We start from the raw sequence: 24304 nt of genomic DNA on the forward strand, positions 1-24304 counted from the left end.
CTCGCCCTGTCCGAGCGTGAATACCAGTGCGGATCGTGTGGCCTGGTCCTCGACCGGGACCTCAACGCCGCCTGCAACCTGGCCGCGCTCGCGGCGGAGGCAACAACCGCCGGGAGTGGCCCGGCGGCTGGACGTGGAGCCGACCGCAAGACCCCGCTCGCGGGGCTGGTGGCATTGAAGCGTCAACCCGGCACCGCGCCAGCGGGTCAGACCGGGACCGTTCCACCGCAAGGCGGGACTGCCAATCGCGTGCTCGCTAGAGCGCACTGAGAGGCAACGGTGGATACTGCCGCAATGACTGTGCGGCGTTCCCTGTTTCTGCACTCGGAGCTGCGCCGTCGACCGGACGACCTGCTGCGGTCGATGCTGACCCAGGTCGACCCGGCCACGCCGCCGAACGGACCGGACGGGCCGGTGGCCGTCCTCGAACGGCGCGTGGCATCCCTGCTCGGCACGGACGAAGCCCTGTTCTTCCCCACCGGGACGATGGCGCAGCAGGTGGCCCTGCGCGTCCACGCCGACCGCCGGGGCCGGCGGGCCTTCGCCGCCCATCCGCAGTGTCACCTGGAGGTCTGGGAGCAGCAGGGGTACGCCGTCGTGCACGGGCTGCGCTTCCAGCCTGCCGGCGACCGTCACCGGCTGATGACCCTAACCGACCTCGCCGCCGTCGCCGAACCGCTCGCGGCGGCGGTCTGGGAGCTGCCGCAACGGGACATCGGGGGGCTGCTGCCGGAGTGGGACGACCTCGTCGCGCAGACCGAAGCGATGCGGGAGCGCGGCGCGGCCCGTCCACCTGGACGGCGCACGCCTGTGGGAGGCACAGACGTACTACCAGCGGCCGTTCGCCGAGATCGTCGCGTTGTTCGACACCGCGTACGTCTCGTTCTACAAGGGACTTCAGGGCGTCGGCGGTGCCGCGCTCGCCGGAGACACCGCACTGGTGGCCGAGGCCCGGGTGTGGCGCCGGCGGCTCGGCGGCGACGTCTACGACGCGTGGCCGCTGGCGCTCACCGCACTGCACGGCCTGGACACCCTGCTGCCCCGGCTGCCGGCACACCGGGAGCACGCGGTGGCGATAGCGGCGGCCATCAACGCCGACGGGGTCGCCCGTGCCTTCCCGGACCCACCACAGACACCCCTGTTCCACGTCCACCTTCCGGTCGGCGCGGACGCCGCGATGCGGGCCGCCGACGCCCTGCTCTCCGCCGACGGGGTGGAGCTGTTCGGCCGGGTCCGGTCCGCGCCGGATCCGGACCGGTGCTCGTTCGAGGTCAGCGTCGGTGAGAACGCCATGGACCTCGCCCCGGACGAGGTCGTCACGTTCCTCCGCGCGCTGCTGCGACACGCCACCTGACCCCGAGGGCGACGGGCGGCACCCCGCTCGGTCAACGGGATGGACGGGGCCCACCGGGCTTCCTAAGATCACGCCGGTGAACACCGAACCGCTCCACGTCGCCGGCGTAGCTGGCCCGATCGTCGTCGCCACCAAGGCATTCTTCGGCCACCCTGCCGTCACCGTCGGCGGAGTGCCGGCCCCCAGGACCGGCAAACGCTACGCGCTGCCGACCGTCGACGGTGGTGTCGTGCAGGCCACGGTCCGCGTCGCCTTCGCCGACCCTTACTCGACCGTGCAGGTCAACGGTGTGCAGCACCGGACCGGGCCTTCCATACCGGTCTTCCTGCGCATCCTGGTCCTGCTGCCGATCCTGCTGTTCACCGTCGGCGGTCTCCTGGGCGCGCTGGTCGGAGCGTTGGGCGTCGCGGCGAACCTGACGATTGTCCGCAGCCGGATGACAACCGCCGTCAAGGCGCTCGCCATGGTCGGCGTCGTTGTCGGCACTGTCATCGTCTGGCTCACCATCGCCGTCGCGCTGAACGCGGCGCTCAGCTGAACCGCGCAGCACACCCCCCTCCATACGGTCAGCACCACCGGTCGACGACCGGTGGTGCTGACGTGGTGCGGGTGTACCGGCCGCGCTAGCTCAGCCGGGCCTCGATGGTCTCGATGATGCGCGGACGCAGCTCGGCGGCGCGTACGACGGCGTCCACCGAGCCGACCTCGACGGCGCGGTGGATGTTGTGCACCCGGTCGAACTCCGCGGCCACCTCGCTGAGCTTTTCCGCGCGCACCGACGAGCGCAGCTCGTCGAGCTCCGCTGTCAACGCGGCGCGTTCGGTGCCAGCCGAGGCGGCGGTGCGGGCCTCCAGGTCCCGCACCCGCGGGTCGGCCGCGGTACGGGCGTTGACGTCGGCGGAGAACACCACGGCGGCGGCGGGCGCGCCACCGAGCACCGAGGCGAACGAGCCCTCCAGCGCCAGCACCGTCATGTTCGGGTTCAGCGCCTTCGAGAACACCACGAACGCACCGCCGTGGTAGCGCGAGATCACGCAGAAGACGATGGGACCCTGGAAGTTCACGATCGCCCGTCCGATCTCGGCGCCGTACTCCAGTTGCAGCTTGCGCATCGACTCCGGTGAGCCGTCGAAGCCGGACAGGTTCGCCAGCACGACGAGCGGCCGGTTACCGCTGGCCGCGTTGATCGCCCGCGCGGCCTTCTTCGACGAGCGGGGGAACAGCGTGCCCGCCGTGTAGGTGTCCGGACCGTCGGTGGGCGGGAAGCCGTGCCGCGGCACCGACTGGGACTCGATGCCGAGCAGGCAGACCGGAATGCCACCGAGGTGGACGTCCTGCACGACAGCGGTGTCCGCGTCCGCCATGCCGGCCCAGCGCTCCAGCACCGGGTGGTCCTGGTCGGAGAGGGCCCGCATCACAGTGCGGATGTCGAACGGCTTCTTGCGGTCCGGGTTGGACTCGACGGAGAAGATCTCCCCGACGGTGGCGAAGGCGCTGCCCGCCACGTCGTGCGGGAAGGCGGAGATGTCACGGTCGGCGGGGTCGGTGGTGACCGCCCGCCGGGGCGCGTCCTCGCCGGGCGCGACGTACGTGTGGTCGTAGTGCGCCATCACCACGTCCCGTGCGGCCGTCAGGTTCGGCGCCCAGTACTGCGCCTGCCCGTTCGGCCCCATCACCCGGTCGTAGCCGCCGATGCCGAAGTTGTCCTCGGCCGACACACCACCGGAGAAGTCGAGCGACTGCTTGCCGGTGAGCACCATCGCCGAGTCGGGCGTCATCACCAGGATGCCCTTGGTGTGCATGAGCATCGTCGCTTCGGCGTTCCAGTACGGCTGCGCGCCGACGTTGATGCCCGCGACCACGATGTTGATCTCGCCGCCGGCCTGGGTGAACTCGACGATCCGCTTGAGCGCGGCGGCCACCCAGTCCATGTTCTCCGTACCGGAGGTCATCGAGATCCGGGCACCGGCGGACAGCGCCCACCACTCCAGCGGCACCTGCATCAGCTCGGCCAGGTCCAGTGCGGCGATCACGCGCCGGCACTCCGGCTCCGACAGGGCGCCCAGCGACTTCGTCGGGTCGCCGAGCAGCACCACCCGGGTGACACCCTGGGGGTAGCGCTCGGTCGGCGTCGTGACCACTCCGGCGACGATGGCGGCGCTGTTGCGCCCCTTCGGCCGGTCCACCGGCACCAACCTGTGGTCGTCGTCGAGGTCGTGCTCGACGAAGTCGCCGAGCCGGCCGGTCAGCTCGTACGGGTACACGGTGTTGCGGCTGCTGGCCCGCAGCACCTTGAGCCGGTACTCGTCGAGCGGCTCGATCGGCTCGACCGGCGGCTCTCCGACGGCCAGTTCGGCGCCGCCCGCGGCGTCGAACGAGATCCGTACGGCGATCTTGGTCAGCTCGCCGGTCCGGCGGTCGCGTTGGCGCGCGATGAACAGGATCTCCTCAAGGCCGGCGCCCGCGGTCGTCGGGCGGACCCGCCCGGCGATCATTTCCATCTCCTCGCGGGTCAGCTCGCTCGGCGGCCACACGTAGACCACGATGCGGTTGGTGTTGAAGCGCGTCTTCGACGGCCGCCGCGACTGTGCGCGGCGGATCGAGTCGAGGCAGGCGGCGATGGCGTCCTCGGTCGTCGGCAGCGCGACCAGGCGGCCGTCCTGCTCGCGAAGCTCGGTGAGGTCACGCACCTGCGCGAACGCGACGAGGCGCTCGTCGGCCCGGTTCTCCCGGGCCACGCACTGGAAGAGGTAGACCTCCTCGTCCGACGACGGCAGCCGGGTCAGGTCGAACCTGTGCAGCCGCTCCAGCTGCATCCGCTGCGCGATGTACGGGTGCAGCCCACGGATCAGCCGGTCCTCGGTCAGCTGGGCGCCCGACGGGCGGAAGGTGAAGTGGTGGTGCATCACCGCACCGCCGCGACCCGCGACGGTGGTGGTGACCCGACGGACCTGGGGCGGCAGCGGGTGCGCGGCGATGACCTCGGCCAACGCGGCCGCCATCGCGTCGAAGTCCTCCGGCTGGTTCTCCCAGCCGAGGTAGATGTCGGCGTCCACGGCGTCCTCGCCGGTGGCCAGCTCGGCCAGCCCCCGCAGGGCGCTGCCCAGCGCGTCGAAGCTGACAGCGGCGGAGACCACGCTCGAGTCGGCGCGCTCGGCGACCACGAACGTGCAGTCCGCGACCTCGCGGGTACGCACGCTGGTGAGCGCCCGGTTGCCGTAGTAGCGCCGGGTCAGCACCTCCAACATGACCGCGTTGTCGAGGTGGTCGCGGACGAGCCGCTGACCGAGCAGCCGGACCAGCGGCTCGGTGCTGCGTACCATCTCGGCGATGCGCTCGGCGCGGTCCGGCGCGTCCGGGTGCGCGTCGAGGTGCCGCAGGTGCCCACGGATCTCGGCGTAGACGCGGGCGCGGTTGCGGCGCAGCAGCGGCTGGGCGAACCAGGCGAACACCACGCCGCGGGCCAGGTCCGCGACCACGGGGAAGCGGACCTGCGTCGCGGCGATCAGCCTCTCCAGTGCGAGGCCGGCCGGCTCGCGCAGCGTCTCGTCGGGTGGGGTCTCCCGCAGCCAGGCGCGCAGCAGCGCCGCGATGACCTGCGCGTCAGCGGAGGCGCGCTGCTGGGCGAGGAAGATCCGGAAAACGGCGGCTTCGAGGGCGGGGGTGCGGTCCAGGTCGGTGACGCCGTACCGGCCGAGCGCCTTGCCGAGCCTGGTCTGGAAGGCGTCCGGCAGCCCGGCCCGTTCGACGTCGAGGCTCTGCAGGTAGGTGTGGAAGTACTCCCGGGCGCTGTGCACGTGCGCGGCGCCGCCGTCCTCGCCCGTCGGCCGGTTGCGGCTCAGTTCGGCGAGATCGGCGAACACCTCGATGAGGTCGAGCTCGGCGGCCAGGGGCCGCTGGCCGGCCTCGGTGGCCGCCCGCCGCGCGGTGAGGTAGCCGTCGAGCACCCGGCGGTCGTCGTGCGGGTCGACGTCGAAGCCGAGCAGCAGACCCCGCAGGTCCTCCTGACCGCGCTTGGTGCGCTCGTCCGCCGGGATGTCCGCGGCGGCGCTGGGCAGGTCCAGTTCGACGGTCTCGGCGCTCGGGTCGTCAGTAATTTCCTCGGCGTCGTCCGCGAGCGGCTCCAGGCGCAGCAGCGGCGCGCCCGCCTCCACCTGGCTGCCCACCGAGACGGCGCACTCCTTGACCCGCGCCTTGAACGGCGCCCGCAGCACCGTCTCCATCTTCATCGCTTCCAGCACCAGCACCGGAGCGCCGGCCTCGACCTCCGCGCCGACCCCCAGGGGCGTGGCGACGACCAGCGCGGGCATCGGGGAGCGCAGGACGCCACCCTCGTCCCGGCTGACCCGGTGCGTCACGCCGTCCACCTCGACCAGGTGGGTCGGCCCGTACGTGCCGGTGAGCAGGCGGTAGCGGATGCCGTTGACGACGATCTGACCGGTGTGCCGGTCGAATCGGTCGAGCTCGACGTCCGCGGTACGCACGACGGGGCCGGTCTCGATGCCGACCCGGAACCGGTGCGCGCCGACGCGCGCCACCCGGGTGCGGTAACCGACGCCGCGCAGCTTGAGGTCCAACGGTCGGCCGCTGGCGTGCTGCACCTGCGGGCGCCCGCCGGCCGACGTCGACAGCAGCCGCTGCCGCTCGACGTGCTCCTCCTCCTCGTACGCCTCGATGGCGGCGGCGGCCAGGGCGACCGCGGAGTGGCGGTGCGTGACGAGGCGGCCCTCGCCGCGGACGCGGTCGATCCAGCCGGTGTCCGCGCTGGCGTCGATCACCTCGGGCTGGTCGAGCAGGTCGAGCACGAAGCTCTTGTTGGTCGCCCCACCCTCGATGATCACCGTGGTGTCCGCCATCGCCCGGCGCAGCCTGCCGAGTGCCTCGTCGCGGTCGCGGCCGTACGCGATGATCTTCGCGATCATCGAGTCGAAGTCGGCCGGGATGGTGTCACCCTCGCTGACGCCGGTGTCCACGCGGATGCCGGGGCCGCTGGGCAGGTCCAGCCGGGCGATGCGGCCGGGCGACGGGGCGAAGTCGCGGTCGGGGTCCTCGGCGTTGAGCCGCGCCTCAATGGCGTGCCCGCGCTCGGCCGGTGGCGCGCCTTCGAGTCGCCCGCCGGCGGCGACGTGCAGCTGGGCCTTGACCAGGTCGAACCCGCATGTCAGCTCGGTGATCGGGTGCTCGACCTGGAGGCGGGTGTTGACCTCGAGGAACGCGAACAACCGGTCACCGGGGTGGTAGAGGAACTCGACGGTCGCGGCGCCTCGGTAACCGACAGCCACGGCCAGCCGCTCGGCCGAGGTCTTCAGCTCGGCGGCCTGCGCCGGGTCGAGCACCGGCGACGCCGACTCCTCGATGACCTTCTGGTTGCGCCGCTGCACCGAGCAGTCGCGGACGCCGAGCGCCCACGCGGTGCCCTGTCCGTCGGCGATCACCTGGACCTCGACGTGCCGAGCGCCGGTGACCAGGCGCTCCAGGAACACGATGCCGCTGCCGAACGCCCGTGCCGCCTCCTGGCTGGTGCGCTCGTACGCGTCGACCAGTTCGGCGTCGTTCCTGACCACGCGGATGCCTCGCCCGCCACCGCCGGCGGTCGCCTTCAGCATCAGCGGGTAGCCGACCTCGGCCGCCGAGGCACGTGCCGCGTCCAGGGTTTCGACGGCACCGCGGCTCCAGGGGGCGACCGGCACGCCGACCTTCTCGGCGATCAGCTTCGAGCCGATCTTGTCGCCGAGTTGGCGCATGGCGTCCGGGCTCGGCCCGACGAAGGTGACGCCGATCTTCTCGCACAGTTCGGCGAACGCCGGATCCTCGGCGACGAAGCCCCAGCCGACCCACGCGGCGTCGGCCCCGGTCTCGGTCAGGGCGCGCTCCAGCACCGCCAGGTTGAGGTACGGGCGGGCGGACGCCGGGCCGAGATCGTAGGCGATGTCCGCCTCGCGGACGAATGTGGCGTTGCGGTCGACATCGGTATAGAGAGCCACGGTTTCGAGCTGGATGCCGGTCTCCGCGGCCAGCTCGCGGACCGCGTGGATGAGCCGCATGGCGGCTTCACCACGGTTGACGATGGCGACACGGTTGAACACCCGAAGAACCCCTTAGCTAGACCTCGACCTGCGTACCGAGAGACGACGGCTCCCAGCAGTGATCACCTTTCCGCGTGGCGGCGGCCAGCGCTATGGCGCAACCACCGAACCCACCGTCCCTCAGTTGTAGGAAGTGCACAAAACTTTTTGGCACCCCGAGGACCGTGCCGACCTCCGCCGACCCGATCCGGCCGCTCCGGCAGTTGATCAAGACGGTGCGGGCGGTTCACGTCCGCAGCCTCCCGTGTTCACCCCCGGGTGATCGGCTGACCAGGAAGATCATCGCCGGTCCGGTCACCCGCCGGCCCGGCTCGACCATCCCGGCCCAGGCCAGGAACGCACCAGGAAAGGAGCGGCAATGAGGTCACCGCACCTCGTACGCCCACGTCTGGCGCTGCTGCTCGCGGCGGGGCTGACCGCGCTCGTCACGCCGGCCGGCGTCGCCCACGCCGCGACCGCCACGGTACCCGCGACGGACACCCCGATCACCATCACCTCGACCGAGCAGCTCGCCCCGGGCGTCACGTACGGCTCGTTCGAGGTGACCACGCCCCGGGGCGTCACCGTCGGTTACCTGCTCACCGCCGACCTGAAGAAGAACAAGGTCTCCCTCGACCTGCTGCACCCCGACGCGGTGGCGCAGCGCACTGTCGTCTCGGCGATGACGAACGAGCAGGGTGCCGTCGCCGGCGTCAACGGCGACTTCTTCAACAACAGCGAGACGCACGCCGGCGTCACCCCGACCTACTCATCGTCCGGTCCGGAGATCGCCGACGGCGAGGAGTTGAAGTTCGCGGTGCCGACCGCGCAGCGTTTCGGCCCCGGCCTGGCCCCCGGCACCTCGACCCGCGATGTGTTCGGTGTCGGCGTGAACGGCAAGGCGCGGGTCGACACCCTGAGCCTGGACGGCGAGGTGCGCAGCGGGAAGGGCACGGTCGCGCTGGGTGGCCTCAATCAGTACGCGCTCCCGGTCGACGGTGTCGGCCTGTTCACCGCCGACTGGGGGACCGCCTCCCGGGTCCGGTCCACCTGCGGCACCGACACGAGCCGCAGCGACCCGTGCAGCACCCACACCTACGAGGTGACCGTACGCGACGGCGTGGTGACGGCGGTCGGCCCGACGCCCGGTGCGGGCGTGATCCCGGCCGACACCCAGGTGCTGGTCGGCCGGGAGGCCGGCGCGGACGCGCTCGACGCCCTCGTCGTCGGTGACCGGGTGCAGGTGCGCGAGAAGCTCGTCTCGGCCGGTCAACCGAAGCTGACCTTCGCGGTCGGTGGCGCCCCGATCCTGCGCGACGGCGCGCCGTTGGTCGGCCTGGACACCAAGACCGCCGCAGTACGCAGCGCGGCCGGTGTCAGCCCCGACGGCCGGACCGTCTACCTGGTCGCCCTGGCCGGCCGCGCCCCGGCCAGCGCCGGGTTCACGATCGCCGAGCTGGCCGACCTGATGCGCTCGCTCGGCGCGGACGCCGCCGTGAACCTCGACGGCGGCGGTTCGAGCACTGTCGCCGTCCGCGAGCCGGGCCAGGCCGCGGCCACCGCCCGCAACAGCCCATCCGACGGTACGGAGCGAATGGTCGCCAACGGCATCGGCATCTTCGTGGGCCGCCACTGACCGGTCCACGCGCTCGAATTCGCCCCGACCGGTGCCGCCGGACGGGGCGAACTCGTGTACCCGGGACGCCCCGGCACCCAGACTGTCGGCCCGGGCCAGATAATGAGGCCGGCCGAAAGGACCCCATGACCGTTCTCGACACCCGGGCGCTCAACCGCGCGACGCTCGCCCGGCAGCTGCTGCTCGACCGCGCCGACCTGCCGGCGCTCGGCGCCGTCGCCCACCTCGGTGGCCTACAGGCCCAGGAGCCGCAGGAGCCGTTCATCGGGCTGTGGTCACGGCTGCGCGCGTTCGACCCGACGGTGCTCTCGACCCTGCTGACCCAGCGACACGTGGTGCGTACCCACCTCATGCGCCGCACCGTCCACCTGCTCGTCGCCGACGACGCCGTGGCCTGGCGCCGCCGTCACGACGCCATGCTGCGCCAACGCGTGCTCGGGGTCTACCGCGGCGAGCTCGACGGGGTGGACCTCGACGAACTCGCCGCTGCCGCGCTGGCGGTGGTGGCCGACGGTGAGCCCCGCTCGATGCCCGAGATCGGGCGGGCGCTCGGCGAACGCTGGCCGACGCCGGGGCTGCGGGTGCTGGGCGAGATCGCTGTGGCGCTGCTCCCGATGACACAGGTGCCGCCGCGCGGCGTGTGGCGGGCGAAGGGAGGCGCGCGCTACGTCCTGCTCTCCGCGTGGCTCGACCGGGAGATCGCCCCGCCGGCCGGGAAGGGTGACGATTCGGTCGGCCAGCAGCTCGTACGCCGCTATCTGGCCGCGTTCGGCCCGGCGGCCACCGCCGACCTGCGGGCCTGGTGCGGCCTCGCCGGGCTGCCGGCCGCGGTCACCGCGTTGCGCGATGAGTTGGTGACCTTTCGGGACGAACGCGGCCGGAAGCTGATCGACCTCCCCGACGCGCCGCGCCCCGACCCGGAGACACCCGCCCCGGTGCGGTTCCTGCCGGCGTTCGACAACGCGATCCTCGGCTATGACGACCGCAGCCGGATCATCGACGACGCGCACCGTCTCCTCTCGGTGGCCGGCGAACGCGTGGTGCTCGTCGACGGCCGGGTCGCGGCGACCTGGACCGTCGAGTCGGGCACGGTGACCGTCAACCCGCTGCGCGGCTTCTCCCGCGCCGAGCAGGACGCCGTGACCGAGCAGGGGCAGGCCCTGGCGGCCTTCCTCTCCGACAGCGAGAGCGACCGGGTGCGGGTCGGTTCGTCTCCCCGGTGACGGACCGGGACGGTCCGACCCCGGGGAGACGAAGAGATCAGTCGACGGTCGGCGGAGCCGTCCTCGCCGCCTCGGCGAGCGCCGCCGCCGCACCGGCGTACGGGTTGTAGCTGTAGGTGCGGGCAAGGCCGGCCGGCACGGTGAAGTACGCGGCCGACAGTTTCGCCGGGTCGCTGGCGATCTCGCCCCGCGCGGGGGAGTCGTTGCCGTCGTCCCAGCCCCAGGGCGCGTTGGCCGAGTTGGTCGAACAGCTCCAGGTGCCGACGCCGCAGTCGCCGGACGTGTCACCGGCGAACGTGCCGAGGCTGGCGAAGAGGCTCGCGTTGGACCGCTGCGCCCACAGGCCGCCGGCGGCGAAGATGTCGATCAGCTGATACCGCACGTCGCGGTCGTTGCTGCTGCTCGGTGTCTCGGCGACGGTCGACGGGTAGTAGACGAGGCCGTCGCCGTTGATGTCGTACTGCGGGTGTGCCTTGAGTCCGTGGCCCTGTGCCTCCTGCGCCGTGACCGGGTGCTGGAACGTGTCGTGCGGTGACGCCTGGAACCGCAGGGTGCCGTCGATGCTCTCCCCGCCGCTGGTCCAGGTGCTGCCGGTCGGTGTGTAGGAGAAGAAGTCACTGTGCGCGACCGTGACGGCCGAGCGGAGAACGCCGTACGTGGAGCCGTCGCGCTCGATAGCGAACAGCGCGCCCTCACCGTCGTTCTCGTGTTCGGTCTCGAAGAACGGGTGGTCGGTCCAGTCGCGGGGGTGGAAGAAGAAGTACGTGATGTACCAGTGGGTGCTCGTCTCCACGACGGAGTAGTAGACGTGGGCGGCGAGTGGGCTGCCTGCCTGGCCGGCCTGGTCCCAGTTGTTGCGACCGTTGAGGTCACCGTCGAAGTCGACCTTGCTGATGTAGTCCGACTGTCCGCTCAGGGCGTGGCTGCCGGTGGCATCGACGTCCTGGTAGTGGATGGGCGCCCAGCGGAGGGCCAGCTCGGCCCGGCTGACGGCGGCGTCGGCGGGGGTTGGCGCGGCCAGCGCGGCGGCCGCCAGCACTGCCGCCGTGCCGGCCGCGATCAGTGCCCGCACTCCCCGGGGTCGCCGAGGCCTGCTGCTTGTGTCGAGCATGGTGTGCTCCCGTGTCCGAATGAATAGACCACAATGAATCATTCGGGGTTCAGGCGCCCAGTGGGTGTCCCTGCGGCGACGAGAATGCGGACGACGCTCGACGGGATCGGGATCGTCTTGTATCGATGTCCATCGGCTGCCATGCTGTGCTTCGGTCGCGCTCGGGGAGCCAGCGCGCACCAGACCTCCTCCGGTCCACGAGGCGCGCGAGGTGACCACGTCACCCGTGCCGGGCAGCCTCGTCGACGACCGGAAACCCGAGCGCGGCACCGGCAACCACCTCGGTCATCGGTGCCCGTGGACCACGGAGGTACCGATGCTTCGCATGTTCCTCGCTGTCACGACCCTGGCGCTGACCGCCTGGACCGGGACGACCGTCGCCGCCGAGGCGACACCCACACCGGCGCCGCCGGCAACGCCGACGCCGACGCCGACGATCGCCTGCCCACCGGCGTTGCCGATCACCGCCAGCGTGGCCGGGGCCACCACCACGAGCCTGACCATCTCGTACTTCATCTTCTTCCGCCCACCCTGCGGCTACAACCCGCCGATGACCGTGAGCCTCTTCACCAGCCGCGAGGACGCCCAACAGTGGCGGGCCGCGGTCGCCGAGGGCGTCTCCGGGCCGGACCGCAACGGCTCGGTGACCATCGACGGGCTGACGCCCGACACCGAATACTGGTACCGCTTCACTGACGTCGAGGGCCGACGGGACCCGTACGTGATCGCCTCGGCCCGGACGGCCTCGCTGACCTCGTGCCGCGCGACGGCCACGATCGATGCCCAATGGGGCAGCGGCTTCGTCGCGACGGTCACGGTCCGCAACACCGGCACGCTGCCGTTGGACCGGTGGCGCGTCTCCTGGCGGTGGTCAGGTGACGAGCGGGTCCAGACGGCCTGGGGTGGGGTGGCCGAGACGTCCGGCACGGACGTCACCGTCACCAACGCCTCCTACAACGGGACGCTGGCGCTGAACGGGGCGACGACGTTCGGTCTGCTCGTGACGACCAGCGCGGTTCCCGACGGGTTGACCATGAGTTGCGCCCGGTGAACGACGTCCGCCCCGCTTCCCGGCGCGACGGCGGGAGCGGGGCGGACGTCGTGTCGGTCAGGGCTTGCGGGCCACCGCGCCGTAGGCGTCAATCCCGACGGCGTCGGGCTCTTCCGGTCGCCACAGCGGGATCGGCACCAGGCCCGGCTCCACCATCGCCAGCCCGTCGAAGCAGCTCTCGAGCTCCTCCGGGCTGCGCAGGATGTACGGAACTCCGCCGCTCTGCGCCAGCCGCTCGGCACCGGCGACAACCGCAGGGCTGGTGTCGGTGCCGTCCCAGAGCACGAGATAGCTGCCGGACGGCATCGCGGCCATCGTCCGTCCGACGATCGACCGCACCTCGGCCAGGTCGGGCTCGTAGCCCATCACGCCCATGTACATCACGGCGATCGGCTGGTCGAAGTCGAGCGTCTGCGCCGCCTCGGCGAGGATCTTCTCCGGGTCGTGGTAGTCGGCCGGGACGTAGGTGGTGACACCCTCCGACGTCGTGCTGGCGAGCAGTGCCCGCGCGTGCACCAGCACCATCGGGTCGTTGTCCACGTAGACGATGCGCGAGTCGGGCGCGACGCCCTGGGCGACCGCGTGCGTGTTCTGCATGCTGGGCAGGCCGGTACCGATGTCCAGGAACTGCCGGATGCCTGCCTCGGCCGCGAGGTAACGAACGGCCCGCACCAGGAACACACGGGACTGCTGTGCCATGAGGACGATCTCCGGGTAGACCTCGGCGACAGCGTCGCCAGCCGCCCGGTCGGCCTGGAAGTTGTCCTTGCCGCCCATCCAGTAGTTCCAGATCCGCGCCGCGTGCGGCACGTCGGGCTGAAGTTTCGCGGCGAGTTCGGGGTCCGGGCCGGCCATGCCTGGCTCCTATCGAGGGGTCGTCAGCTGGAGGTCATCACTGCGGTACGAGCGGGATCGTACTCCGAGCATGTCCACACTCGACTCATGGTGGACGGGCTGGCGCGCACCGGGTGCCGGCGCTCGCGGCGCCGTGCCCAAGGTGGGCTGGATGGCCGATTCGCCGATCAGCGGGGCGGAACGCGTCAGCGGCTGGGTTGCCAGCCCAGCGCGGGGCCGAGCCGGGTGGCCATATCGGTGAGGATCTGTGCGTAGTCCGCCGCCGCGAAGGTGAAGGGCAGCGCGAAGGCGACCTCGTCCACCTCGCGGAACGCCGCATGGCCGAGCAGCCGTTCGGCGATCAGGTCCGACGGGCCGACGAGGTCGGGGGCGAACAGCATCCGGGCCGGCCCCTGCGGTTAGGTCGTTCGAGGCGTCCGCTGTCGGGCGTACGCCTCGTAGCGGGCACGTTGAGACGCGGTGGCGGTGTCGGTGGGGATGACGACGAGCCCCTGCGAGACGCGGGCGCGGTCACCGTCCGGATGGTGGGCGCGAAACGTCCGGATGTGGGAGAGCTGAATCTCGGCGAAGTCGGTGGCGTCCTCAGCCTTGACCACGCTGCTGGTGAGCAGGTTCATGCCCTGCTCGCCGGCCCAGCGCGCCGAGCTGAGGCTGCCCGCGCCGTACCACATTCGGGAAGACAGCCCGGGTGAGTGTGGCTGCACCCGTCGGGAGAACTCCTCGAAGCCCTCGAACCCATCGACGTCGCTGGCCGCCTCGCCACGGATGAGATCGAGCAACCGGCGTGCTCGCGTGTGGCTGAAGTCCTCCGTGTCAGCGGTGTCCGGGTACAACGATCGCCGCACCCGGTCGAAGTGCATCGGTGGGCCGACGCTGACCCCGGCGTTCAGCCGTCCGCCGGACAGGATGTCGACTGTCGCCAGGTCCTCGGCCAGCCGCAGCGGGTTCTCCCAGCCGAGTGGAATGACCGCGGTGCCGAGTTCGACGTGTCGGGTCCGCTGCGAGGCTGCCGCCAGGACGGCGATGGGGGAGGAGATGCCGTACTGGAGGTGGCGGTGGCGTACCCAGGTGCTGTCGAAGCCGAGTTGCTCGCCCAGCTCCATGAGCTTCAGGGTCGCCTCGTGGCCGGCGCGAGGATCGGCCTCGTCGAACAGGCCGATGGTCAGGAAGCCGAGCTTCCGTAGGGGCCGCGCGCCTGCTGCAGTCACCGTTTGTCTCCATGCCTGCCGAGGATGCTCGGCCGAGGGGCTTGAAATCCTACCTTGTTGGTAGGAAAATCGACCGCATGCCCCCCGTTCGGATGTTCACCTCCCGCCGGGTCGTCGACCTGATGCGGGTCGCCGCGCAGCTCTGTCCGGGCGCGCCCATCCCTGCCTGAACGGGGCTTTCCAGCCCTCGCCTGCCCGTGTTCGCCGCTGGCCCCGCCGCGTGCGACCGGTATCCCGGCATCCCGCGAGCGCGGAGGTGCACCCCGTCGAGGAGGACCTGTGACGATCAACGACGCCCCAACACCCGCCGCCGCGGACCCCCGGATCCCGTTCGACGAGGAGTGGCGGCAGTGGCACCGCCGCCACGAGGAGGTTCGAACCGACCCGCACGGCTTCCTCGCGGTCACCGGTCTGCACTGGCTCACCTCGGAGCCGCAGCGATTCCCCGACGTGCCGGGGGAGTGGCACACCGGCGAGAGCGGACCGGTGGTGGCTCTCGGCGACGACGAGGAGTTGATCATTGGCGACCGGCCGATTCGAGGCCGGCACGAGTTCGGGCCGATCGCCGAGCGCGGCGGCGTCAGCGTGGGCATCGACGCTGGGGTGCTGGAGGTGGCCCGCCGGGGCGGGCACGACATTCTCCGTCCCCGGCGCCCGGATCACCCATTCCGCGTCGCCTACCGGGGCACCCCCACCTATCCCCCCAGTCGCCGATGGGTCCTGAGCGGCCGCTTCGTGCCGTTCGACACCCCTCGGCCGACCACTGTCGGCGCGGCCGTCGAGGGGCTCAAGCACGTCTACGACGCCCCCGGTCAGATCGAGTTCGACGTTGACGGGGTGCCGCTGACAGTGACCGCGTTCAACGGGCACGCGCCCGGAAGCCTGTCGGTGCTGTTCACCGACACCACCTCCGGAGTCACCACCTATCCGGCCAACCGGTCCCTGGCGGTCGGCGCCCCCGACGAGCAGGGCCGGGTCACCGTCGACTTCAACCGAGCCACCAACCTGCCGTGCGCGTACACCGACTTCGCGACCTGCCCGTTGCCCCCGGCGGAGAACCGGCTGCCGATCGCGGTCGAGGCCGGCGAGAAGACACCGTACGAGCGGTTGGCGGACACTCCCGCCGACCGTTCGTAGGCCCAGCGGACCAGACCCTCGGGAGGATCGCCATGACCCAGTCCACCGACGCCCCGATCGACGCCGACAGCGACACGCTGCGGACGTTGCTGCGCCACCAGGCCAGCACTGTCACAGTGGTCACCGCTCCCGGCTCGCCGGCGGTCGGCTTCACCGCCACCTCGTTCACCTCGGTGTCGCTGGCGCCGCCGATCGTCTCGTTCTGCCTGAACCTCGGGTCGTCGAGCTGGCCAGCGGTGGCCCGTGCCCGCCACGTGGCCGTGCACCTGCTCGCTCACCATCAACAGGAGTTGGCCAGGACCTTCGCGACGAGCGGCATCGACCGGTTCGCGACACCCACCCGTTGGCGGCCCGGCCCGGAGGGGGTGCCGATCCTCGACGACACCCTGGCGTGGCTCCTCTGCCGGGTCGTCGACCGGGTGACCGTCGGCGATCACGCCGTGGTGCTGGCCGAGCCGGAGGTGCTCCGGCACGCCGACGTCGGTTCGCCCCTGCTGTACCACCGTGGGCGCTACGCCGGGCTGGCCGGCGACCAGGCCGGGACGTCCCGCCGCTCGGCCGCCTGAGCGACGCTCTTTCCGGCCGGTCGGGCGCAATCCCTGCAAATCCTATAGCCTTAGTAGGGTATGCGTCAACGAATCGACGTCCTCCCGTGCGATAGCCGACATCCGGCGACGGATTCGTTGACACCACCACGCTTCGGAGGTGGACTCGGCTCATGTCCAGCGAGCTGCGGCTGACGATCCGCGGCCACATCGACTTCGGTCGGGTGTGGTCGAGTTCCTGTCTGGTCTGACCCGGCACCCACGCCCGTAACCCGGCCCGCCGCACCGGCCCGCCGAGGTGAGGCGCACCGCCGCGCCACCACCGCACCGACACCGTCACCGGCCCGCGCCGCGCGCAGAGGCCGGGTGTCGGCATACCCGCTTCCGCCTGCCTGGACAGGAGATCTCACCATGCCCGCGTACCGTCTGCGAACCCTGGCCGCCGCCGCGCTCGTCCCACTGCTCGCCGTCGTCGCCGGCTGCTCCACCGGTGCCGCCCCGGCCGCCGAGGCGGCCGGCCAGCCCCGCTCCGGCGGCACCCTCACCTGGGCCGTGGAGACCGAGCCGATCACCCTCAACCCGCACCAGTACGCCCAGGCCAAGGCCCGCCTGCTGGTCTGGACACCTTCGAGTCGCTGCTCACCTACGACCAGCAGGGCAAGCTTGTGCCCTGGCTGGCGACAGGCTGGACGGTCACCGCGGACGGGCTGACCTACACCCTGACACTGCGCGACCGGGTTACCTTCTCCGACGGCACGCCCTTCGACTCGGCGGCCGTGAAGGCCAACGTCGACAAGCTCCGGGAACCCGGGTACGCCCCGGCCGTCGCCGCTGTCCAACTGCGCAACCTCAAGGCCGTCGAGGCGGTCGACCCGCGCACCGTACGGCTCGTCCTCAGCGCGCCGGACGTGCTCATCCTCGACTTCCTCGCCTCCCCGCAGGGCGCCCAGGTCTCGCCGAAGTCGCTGCGTGAGGCGAAGAACCTCAAGGCCGGTGGCATCGACGTGGTCGGCACCGGGCCGTTCGTGCTGGACCGCTACGTTCCCGGCCAGGAGCTGCACTATCGGCGCAACGCCAGCTACGACTGGGCGCCACCCACCGCGACGCACACCGGCCCGGCCCACCTCGACGGGATCACCTACCGGTTCCTCAAGGAGTCGGCGGTACGCGTCGGCGCCCTCACGTCGAGCCAGGTGCAGCTCATCGAGGGGGTGCCCGCCACCGACCAGCCCTTGATCACCGGCAACCGGACGCTGCGCCTGAGCCGCGAGCTGAATTCCGGCTCCTCCTACTCCTACTACTTCAACACCTCCCACGCGCCCTTCGACGACCTGCGGGTCCGGCAGGCGTTCCGGGAGGCCGTCGACGTCGACACCGTCCTGAAGTCGGTCTACCGCGACACCGCCACCCGCGCCTGGAGCGTGATCAGCCCGTCCAGCCCGCTGTACGACAAGCGCCTGGAAGGCGGCTACAGCGGCGACGCCGCCAAGGCGAACACACTGCTCGACCAGGCCGGCTGGGCTGCCCGGGACGCCGACGGCTACCGGGTGAAGGCCGGTAAGCGGCTCACCGTGCGGCTCGTGCAGTCCGCGCCCTTCGTCCGGGACCGCCGCGACGTGCTGGCCCAGGCCGTCCAGGCCGCTGTGAAGCAGAGCGCCGGCATCGACCTCAAGGTGTCGCTCGTCGACCAGGGCGCCGCCACCGACGCCTTCCAGCGCAACGAGTACGAGGTCTTCGACAACTCACGCGCCGATACCGACGCCGGCGCGGCACTCAACCTGCTGCTGCACTCGAAGGGCGGCATCAACCGCACGCAGGTCAACGACCCGCGTATCGACCAGTTCCTGGAGACCGGTCAGGCCGCCGCCGACCCGACGAAGCGCGCCGGCATCTACGCCGACCTGCAACAGCGGGTCGTCGCCGAGCAGGCACTGCTGCTGCCACTGTACGCGCCGGCCGACCAGATCGCCGCCAGCACCGGGGTCGGCGGGGTGCGCTTCGAGCCCACCGCCGGGGTTCCCGCCAGCGCGTACGACCTGTGGATCGGCGAGTGACATGAGCCGCCCACCCGTACGTGCCGTGGCCCGTCGGCTCGGTGCCGGCCTGGTCGTCCTCTGGGTCGCGGCCACCGCCGCCTACCTGGCGCTGCTGGCCGCCCCCGGCGACACCGTCGACAACATCGTTGCCGACGGTGCCGACACCCCGCAGATCCGCGCCGAGATCATCGCCGAGTGGGGTCTGGAGCGGCCGGCCGTCGTGCAGTACCTCGACTACCTCTGGCGGCTGGGCGGCGGCGACCTCGGTCGCTCGTACCTGTTGCAACGCCCCGTCGCCGAGGTGATCGGCGAACAACTCGCCCCGACCCTGACCCTCGCGGTCGCCGCCGCCGGGCTCGGGGTGCTGCTCGCCCTGCTCATCGCGATGGCCACCGCCGGGGACCGGCGACCGTGGCTGCGCCGGGTCAGCTCCGGCACCGAACTGCTGCTGGTGTCCACCCCATCGTTCCTGATCGGGCTCGTGCTGCTCAGTGTGCTGTCTTTTCGGTTCGGGCTCTTTCCGGTCTCCGGCGATCGGGGATTCGCCGCGTTGGTGCTCCCCGCCGTCACCCTCGCGCTGCCCATCGCCGGACTGCTGGCCCAGGTGCTCCGCGACGGGCTCGACCGGGCCCTCGACCAGCCGTTCGTGCTCACCGCCCGCTCCCGAGGCGTGCGGGAACGTGCGGTCCTGGTACGTCACGCGCTCCGGCACGCCCTCCTGCCGGCCGTCAGCCTGGCCGGCTGGGTCTTCGGCATCGTGGTCGGCGGCACCGTCATCGTCGAACAGGTCTTCGGCCGGCCCGGCCTCGGCCAGGTCACCCTCAGCGCGGTCACCACCCGGGACATGCCTGTGGTGCTGGCCGTGGTCACCCTCTCGGCTGCCGGCTACGTCGTGGTCAACACCGCGGCCGACCTGGCGTACCTGCTGGTCGATCCGCGTCTGCGAAGGAGTTGACCCGATGACCGTCACAGTGGGTTCCCCGCTCACCGACGCCCCCGCGCGGATCCTCGCCGACCCGGCCGAAACGACCGTACGCCGACGGTCCCGGCCGCGACCCGGCCTGCTCGCCGCCGGGGCGTACCTGATCCTGCTGGTCGTCGCCGCGGCCTGGCCGGCGGCGCTCGCCCCCGGTGACCCGCTCGCGGCCGACCCGCTCGGCGTGCTCAGTCCGCCCGACGCGGCGCACTGGTTCGGCACCGACCACCTCGGCCGCGACGTCTGGACGCGGGTGGTGCACGGCGCCGGCCACTCGCTCACCATCGGTGTCGCCGCGACCGCGATCGCTGTGACCGGCGGCGTGCTGCTCGGACTGCTCGCCGGTCTGACGCACCGGGCCGCCGACGAGGCGTTGAGCCGCACGTTCGACGCGCTGTCGGCATTCCCCATGCTGCTGCTGGCCCTGCTGTTCATCGCCATCGCCGGCCCCGGCACCCTCAGCCTGATCGTCGCCATCGGCATCGCCACCCTGCCACACCACGCCCGCGTGGTCCGTGGTCAGACGCTCGTCGTCCGCCGCTCGGGCTACGTCGAGCAGGCCGTCACCTTCGGCCGGTCCCGGCCCGAGCTGGTGCTGCGGCACGTGCTCCCCAACGTGGTCGGTCCGGTGCCGGTGCTCGCGGTGATCGGGCTCGGTGAGGCGATCCTCGCCGCCGCCGGGCTCAGCTTCCTCGGGATGGGTCCACAGCCACCGTCGCCGGAATGGGGCGCGATGCTCTCCGAGGGACGCAACTACCTCCAGGTGGCCTGGTGGATCACCATCCTGCCCGGCCTGGCGGTCACCGCCACAGTGGTGTCGCTGACCGTCGTCGGCCGCCACTGGCAGGCACGCTTCGACGGGCGGCGGCGCTGATGGCCGCCCTGGTCACGGTCGAGGACCTGCACGTCGACTTCGACACCCCGACCGGCAGGGTGGCCGCGGTACGCGGGATCAGCTTCACCGTCGAGCGCGGCGAGTGCGTGGCCGTCGTCGGAGAATCCGGCTCCGGCAAGAGCGTCACCGCTCGTACCCTGGTCGGTCTCGCCGGCCCGGGCGCGCAGGTCCGCGCCGCCCGACTGGAAATGGCCGACCGGGACGTGCGGGGACACCGGCCACGGGACTGGCGGCGGATCCGTGGCCGCCTCGCCGGGCTGGTGTCGCAGGACGCGCTGGTCTCCCTCGACCCGCTGCGCACCGTGGGCGCCGAGATCGGTGAGGTGCTCACCACCCACGAGATCGTCGCCCGCCGGGAACGGGCCGGCCGGGTCACCCACCTGCTCGACGAGGTCCACCTGCCGGAGCCGGAGCGGCGGGCCCGGCAGTACCCGCACCAGCTCTCCGGTGGGCTGCGGCAACGGGCGCTGATCGCCTCGGCGATCGCCGGTGAGCCGGCCCTGCTGATCGCCGACGAGCCGACCACCGCGCTGGACGTCACAGTGCAGGCGCAGATCCTGCGGCTGCTCGCCGAGCGACGCGCCGCCGGGGTGAGCCTGCTGCTGATCAGCCACGATCTGGCGGTCGTCGCCCAGATCGCCGACCGGGTCCTGGTGCTGCGCGACGGCCGGATCGTCGAGCACGGCCCGACCGACCGGCTGCTGCGCGCACCGGAACACCCGTACACCCGGCAGCTGCTGGCCGCGGTGCCCTCCGCGACCTCGCGGGGCCGCCGGCTCGCCGGGCCGGCGCGGGCCGGCGACGCACGAGCGACGCTGCCCGCCCGGCCCGAGATCCGCGCGGACGACACAGTGCTCGACGCGGCCGGCCTGACCAAGAGGTACGGCGAGCACACCGTCGTGCGTGACGTCTCCTTCACCGTCGCGCGGGGCGAGACCCTCGGCCTGGTGGGCGAGTCCGGCTCCGGCAAGAGCACAGTGGCCCGGATCGTCGCCGGTCTGCTCGACGCCGACGCGGGCGCCGTCACCTTCGAGAAGACGCCGTGGGCCGGTGTGCCGGAGCGGGCCCGCCGCCCGCTGCGGCGCAGGTTGCAGCTGATCTCGCAGGACCCGTTGAGCTCCTTCGACCCGCGCTACAGCGTCGGGCGGGTCGTCGCGGAGAACCTCGGCACCGACGTCGGCCGCGCCGACCGCCGCGATCACGTCGTCGACCTGCTGCGTCGCGTCGGTCTCGGCGCGGACCTGGTCGACAGGCATCCCCGGCAGCTCTCCGGCGGGCAGCGGCAGCGCGTCGCCATCGCCCGCGCCATCGCCCCCCGACCCAGCCTGATCATCTGCGACGAGCCGGTCTCCGCCCTCGACGTCTCCGTGCAGGCCCAGGTGCTCGACCTGCTGGCCGAGCTGCGCGCCACCGACGGCACCGCCCTGCTCTTCATCTCCCACGACCTGGGCGTGGTGCACCACCTCAGCGACCGGGTGCTGGTCATGCACCAGGGCACGGTGGTCGAGCAGGGCCCGGTCGGCGACGTCTTCACCTACCCCCGACACGACTACACGCGGTCGTTGCTGAACGCGCTGCCCACGCTGGTCACCGCCGGCCGACCGGAGGAGAGACACCCATGACCGACAAGAGCCTGCACCTGGCCGTGGCCCTCGACGGCCTCGGCTGGCACCCCGCCGCCTGGCGGCTCTCGCGCGCCGACCCGACCGCGCCGCTGACCGCGCGCTACTGGAACGCCCTCGCCGGCGAGGCCGAACGCGCCGCACTGGACCTGCTCACCATCGAGGACAGCCTCGACCTCCAGTCGTCGTGGCCCGACGGCCCGGACGACCGCGTCGACGAGGTCCGGGGCCGTCTCGACGCGGTGCAGGTCGCGTCCCGGCTCGCCCCGCTGACCCGGCACATCGGACTGATCCCGACCACCAGCACCACCCACACCGAGCCGTTCCACCTCTCCACGGCGATAGCCACCCTCGACCACATCAGCGGCGGGCGGGCCGGTTGGCGGCCCCGGGTCTCCGCACGCAGGGCAGAGGCCGGGCACTTCGGCCGCCGTGACATCCCGCCCCTGGACCTGGCCCGGCTCGACGAACCGGAAGCCGTACGGGTCGTCGGCGACCTCTTCGCCGAAGCCGGCGACGCGGTGGAGGTGGTCCGCCGGCTCTGGGACAGCTGGCAGGACGACTCCGTGATCCGGGACGTCCCGACCGGCCGCTTCGTCGACCGGGAGCGGTTGCACTACACCGACTTCACCGGCCGGTGGTTCTCCGTCAAGGGCCCCTCCATCGTGCCCCGGTCCCCGCAGGGGCAACCGCTCGTCGCCGCGCTCGCCCACTCGTCGGTGCCGTACGCGTTCGCCGCCCGGCACGCCGACATCGTCTTCGTCACCCCGACCGCCCCGGAGCACGCCGCAGCGATCGTGGCCGAGGTGCGAGCGACCGAGGAGACCGTCGGCCGGGCGGGCGCGCCGCTGCGGATCCTCGCCGACCTGGTCGTGCTGCTCGACGAGACGTCGACGCTGGCCCGGCGCCGCGGGACCCGCCTCGACGAGCTGCACGGCGCGCAGTTCACCTCCGACGCGTCCATCGTCGCCGGCACCCCGGGTGAGGTGGCCGACCTGCTCGCCGAGTGGCACCGCGCCGGAGTTGACGGTTTCCGGCTGCGACCCGCCGTGCTCCCGGACGACCTCACCGCGATCACCCGGGCACTGGTGCCCGCGCTGCGCGACCGGGGCCTGTTCCGTGCCGCCTATCCCGGCGGGACGCTGCGCGACCTGCTCGGTCTGCCCCGACCGGCCAGCCGCTACGCCGTCGCGACCGCCTGAGCACTGGAGACCATCATGCCCAAGCAGATCATCCTGGCCGCGCACTTCCCCGGCGTGAACAACACCACCGTGTGGAGTGACCCCGCCTCCGGCAGTCAGATCGACTTCTCGTCCTTCGTCCACCTGGCCCGCACCGCCGAGCGCGGCAAGTTCGACTTCCTCTTCCTCGCCGAGGGGCTGCGGCTACGTGAGCAGCGGGGCCGTATCCACGACCTGGACGTCGTCGGACGGCCCGACACGTTGACGGTGCTCGCCGCCCTCGCTTCGGTCACCACGCACCTGGGGCTGGCCGGCACCCTCAACACGACGTTCCGGGAGCCGTACGAGCTGGCCCGGCAGTTGGCGAGCCTCGACCACCTCTCCGGCGGGCGGGCCGCCTGGAACGTCGTCACCACCTCGGACGCGTTCACCGGGGAGAATTTCCGCCGGGGCGGCTACCTCGACCGCACGCTGCGCTACGAACGGGCCGCCGAGTTCGTGCGTACCGCGCGTCGGTTGTGGGAGTCGTGGCCGGCGGAGGCGATAGTGGGTGACCGGGACGGCGGCCGGTACGTCAGCGAGGCCCGCCCAGGCGCCTTCGCCCACCACGGTGAGCAGTTCGACATCGCCGGGCACTTCACAGTGCCCCGCAGCCCTCAGGTGCACCCGGTGATCCTGCAGGCCGGCGACTCTCCCGACGGTCGTGAGTTCGCCGCGTCCAGCGCCGACGCGATCTTCTCCCGGCACGGCACCCTGGAGGACGGCCAGGAGTTCTACCGGGACGTGAAGTCCCGGCTCGCCCGGTACGGCCGCCAACCCCACGACCTGTTGGTCATCCCCGGTGTCACGTTCGTGCTCGGCGACACCGACGCCGAGGCGCAGGAACGCGCTCACCACATCCGCCGGCAGCAGGTCAGCCCGCAGACCGCGATCCTGCTGCTCGAACAGCTCTGGAACCGGGACCTGTCCGGGTACGACCCGGACGGCCCGCTGCCCGCCGAGGATCCGGACGTCTCCGGCGACGCGATCAGCCGAGGCCGGGCCGGCATGTACCCCGACCCGGTCGGCACCGCCCGGCAGTGGCGTGCCCTGGCCGAGGAGAAGGGGCTGGGCATCCGCGACCTGATCATCGAGGTCACCGGCCGGCAGTCCTTCGTCGGCACCCCGCAGCAGGTCGCCGAGCGGATGAACCACTTCGTGCAGTCGGACGCCGCCGACGGGTTCATCCTGGTGCCGCACCTGACCCCGGGTGGGCTCGACGACTTCGTCGACCGGGTGGTCCCGCTGCTTCAGGAGCGTGGCGTCTTCCGCACCGAGTACGCCGGCACCACCCTGCGCGACCACCTGGGCCTCAGCCCCGCTGTGACCCCGGCGGCGTCCGCCCGAGCCTCCAGTCGAAAGTGACGGTC

The 24304-nt window shown here is 71.9% G+C and carries 20 protein-coding genes and 1 pseudogene; 16 read left to right on the forward strand and 5 right to left on the reverse strand.

What is annotated here, in order from left to right; all coding sequences use genetic code 11:
- The 4 genes and pseudogenes from ABZS40_RS16525 to ABZS40_RS16540 all read left to right on the forward strand — a co-directional run.
- Window positions 1-270 (forward strand): zinc ribbon domain-containing protein (locus ABZS40_RS16525; RefSeq protein ID WP_354944098.1); only part of this gene is annotated, 270 nt, incomplete at its 5' end.
- 93 nt (window positions 271-363) lie between these two features.
- Window positions 364-615 (forward strand): annotated as a pseudogene (locus ABZS40_RS16530) (beta-eliminating lyase-related protein); the annotation flags it as partial.
- Window positions 616-808: 193 nt separating this feature from the next.
- Window positions 809-1354, forward strand: coding sequence for a beta-eliminating lyase-related protein (locus ABZS40_RS16535; RefSeq protein WP_354944229.1), 546 nt, complete (start codon window positions 809-811; stop codon window positions 1352-1354).
- Window positions 1355-1430: 76 nt separating this feature from the next.
- Entirely contained in the window at window positions 1431-1892 is a 462-nt protein-coding gene (locus tag ABZS40_RS16540) for a hypothetical protein (protein ID WP_354944099.1), read from the forward strand.
- A gap of 85 nt (window positions 1893-1977) precedes the next feature.
- On the opposite strand, the gene ABZS40_RS16545 is transcribed toward ABZS40_RS16540, so the two are convergent.
- Window positions 1978-7440, reverse strand: coding sequence for a carboxyl transferase domain-containing protein (locus ABZS40_RS16545; protein WP_354944100.1), 5463 nt, complete (start codon window positions 7438-7440; stop codon window positions 1978-1980).
- A gap of 358 nt (window positions 7441-7798) precedes the next feature.
- Here ABZS40_RS16545 and ABZS40_RS16550 point away from each other — a divergent pair, with 358 nt between their 5' ends.
- Together ABZS40_RS16550 and ABZS40_RS16555 are read left to right on the forward strand one after the other, a co-directional pair.
- The gene (locus tag ABZS40_RS16550) at window positions 7799-9055 is read left to right on the forward strand and encodes a phosphodiester glycosidase family protein (RefSeq protein WP_354944101.1); all 1257 of its coding nucleotides are present in this window, start codon (window positions 7799-7801) and stop codon (window positions 9053-9055) included.
- Between the two features lie 125 nt (window positions 9056-9180).
- Complete coding sequence (locus ABZS40_RS16555; protein ID WP_354944102.1) at window positions 9181-10278, forward strand: winged helix DNA-binding domain-containing protein; 1098 nt, start codon at window positions 9181-9183, stop codon at window positions 10276-10278.
- A gap of 37 nt (window positions 10279-10315) precedes the next feature.
- On the opposite strand, the gene ABZS40_RS16560 is transcribed toward ABZS40_RS16555, so the two are convergent.
- The gene (locus tag ABZS40_RS16560; protein WP_354944103.1) at window positions 10316-11389 is read right to left on the reverse strand and encodes a hypothetical protein; all 1074 of its coding nucleotides are present in this window, start codon (window positions 11387-11389) and stop codon (window positions 10316-10318) included.
- 211 nt (window positions 11390-11600) lie between these two features.
- Here ABZS40_RS16560 and ABZS40_RS16565 point away from each other — a divergent pair, with 211 nt between their 5' ends.
- Window positions 11601-12440: a cellulose binding domain-containing protein gene (locus tag ABZS40_RS16565; protein WP_354944104.1), complete on the forward strand. Its 840-nt coding sequence runs from the start codon at window positions 11601-11603 to the stop codon at window positions 12438-12440.
- A gap of 57 nt (window positions 12441-12497) precedes the next feature.
- Here ABZS40_RS16565 and ABZS40_RS16570 read toward each other — a convergent pair whose 3' ends face one another.
- The 3 genes from ABZS40_RS16570 to ABZS40_RS16580 all read right to left on the reverse strand — a co-directional run bounded on the left by ABZS40_RS16570 (window position 12498) and on the right by ABZS40_RS16580 (window position 14503).
- Window positions 12498-13295, reverse strand: a complete 798-nt coding sequence (locus tag ABZS40_RS16570) for an SAM-dependent methyltransferase (RefSeq protein WP_354944105.1) — start codon at window positions 13293-13295, stop codon at window positions 12498-12500.
- Window positions 13296-13480: 185 nt separating this feature from the next.
- The gene (locus ABZS40_RS16575) at window positions 13481-13675 is read right to left on the reverse strand and encodes a hypothetical protein (RefSeq protein ID WP_354944106.1); all 195 of its coding nucleotides are present in this window, start codon (window positions 13673-13675) and stop codon (window positions 13481-13483) included.
- Between the two features lie 18 nt (window positions 13676-13693).
- A complete protein-coding gene (locus tag ABZS40_RS16580) occupies window positions 13694-14503 on the reverse strand; it encodes an LLM class flavin-dependent oxidoreductase (RefSeq protein ID WP_354944107.1) in 810 nt (269 codons plus the stop codon).
- 279 nt (window positions 14504-14782) lie between these two features.
- Between ABZS40_RS16580 and ABZS40_RS16585 the strand changes: the two genes are divergently transcribed.
- The 9 genes from ABZS40_RS16585 (at window position 14783) to ABZS40_RS16625 (ending at window position 24299) form a co-directional block, all read left to right on the forward strand.
- Window positions 14783-15640: a DUF1684 domain-containing protein gene (locus tag ABZS40_RS16585; protein WP_354944108.1), complete on the forward strand. Its 858-nt coding sequence runs from the start codon at window positions 14783-14785 to the stop codon at window positions 15638-15640.
- Between the two features lie 32 nt (window positions 15641-15672).
- The gene (locus ABZS40_RS16590) at window positions 15673-16206 is read left to right on the forward strand and encodes a flavin reductase family protein (RefSeq protein WP_354944109.1); all 534 of its coding nucleotides are present in this window, start codon (window positions 15673-15675) and stop codon (window positions 16204-16206) included.
- A 390-nt stretch (window positions 16207-16596) separates the two neighbouring features.
- Window positions 16597-16896, forward strand: coding sequence for a hypothetical protein (locus tag ABZS40_RS16595; protein WP_354944110.1), 300 nt, complete (start codon window positions 16597-16599; stop codon window positions 16894-16896).
- Window positions 16851-18239, forward strand: a complete 1389-nt coding sequence (locus ABZS40_RS16600) for an ABC transporter substrate-binding protein (RefSeq protein ID WP_354944111.1) — start codon at window positions 16851-16853, stop codon at window positions 18237-18239. The genes ABZS40_RS16595 and ABZS40_RS16600 overlap by 46 nt, the downstream gene beginning before the upstream one ends.
- Window position 18240: 1 nt before the next feature.
- Window positions 18241-19176, forward strand: coding sequence for an ABC transporter permease (locus ABZS40_RS16605; protein ID WP_354944112.1), 936 nt, complete (start codon window positions 18241-18243; stop codon window positions 19174-19176).
- Between the two features lie 4 nt (window positions 19177-19180).
- Window positions 19181-20071, forward strand: a complete 891-nt coding sequence (locus ABZS40_RS16610; RefSeq protein ID WP_354944113.1) for an ABC transporter permease — start codon at window positions 19181-19183, stop codon at window positions 20069-20071.
- Window positions 20071-21714, forward strand: a complete 1644-nt coding sequence (locus ABZS40_RS16615; RefSeq protein ID WP_354944114.1) for an ABC transporter ATP-binding protein — start codon at window positions 20071-20073, stop codon at window positions 21712-21714. Before ABZS40_RS16610 ends, ABZS40_RS16615 begins: the two co-directional genes overlap by 1 nt.
- Window positions 21711-22916, forward strand: coding sequence for an LLM class flavin-dependent oxidoreductase (locus ABZS40_RS16620; RefSeq protein WP_354944115.1), 1206 nt, complete (start codon window positions 21711-21713; stop codon window positions 22914-22916). Before ABZS40_RS16615 ends, ABZS40_RS16620 begins: the two co-directional genes overlap by 4 nt.
- Before the next feature lie 15 nt (window positions 22917-22931).
- Window positions 22932-24299, forward strand: coding sequence for an NtaA/DmoA family FMN-dependent monooxygenase (locus tag ABZS40_RS16625; protein WP_354944116.1), 1368 nt, complete (start codon window positions 22932-22934; stop codon window positions 24297-24299).
- Window positions 24300-24304: the final 5 nt, after the last annotated feature.

The sequence above is a fragment of the Micromonospora sp. NPDC005324 genome, assembly GCF_040607155.1.
Taxonomy (GTDB): domain Bacteria; phylum Actinomycetota; class Actinomycetes; order Mycobacteriales; family Micromonosporaceae; genus Micromonospora; species Micromonospora trifolii.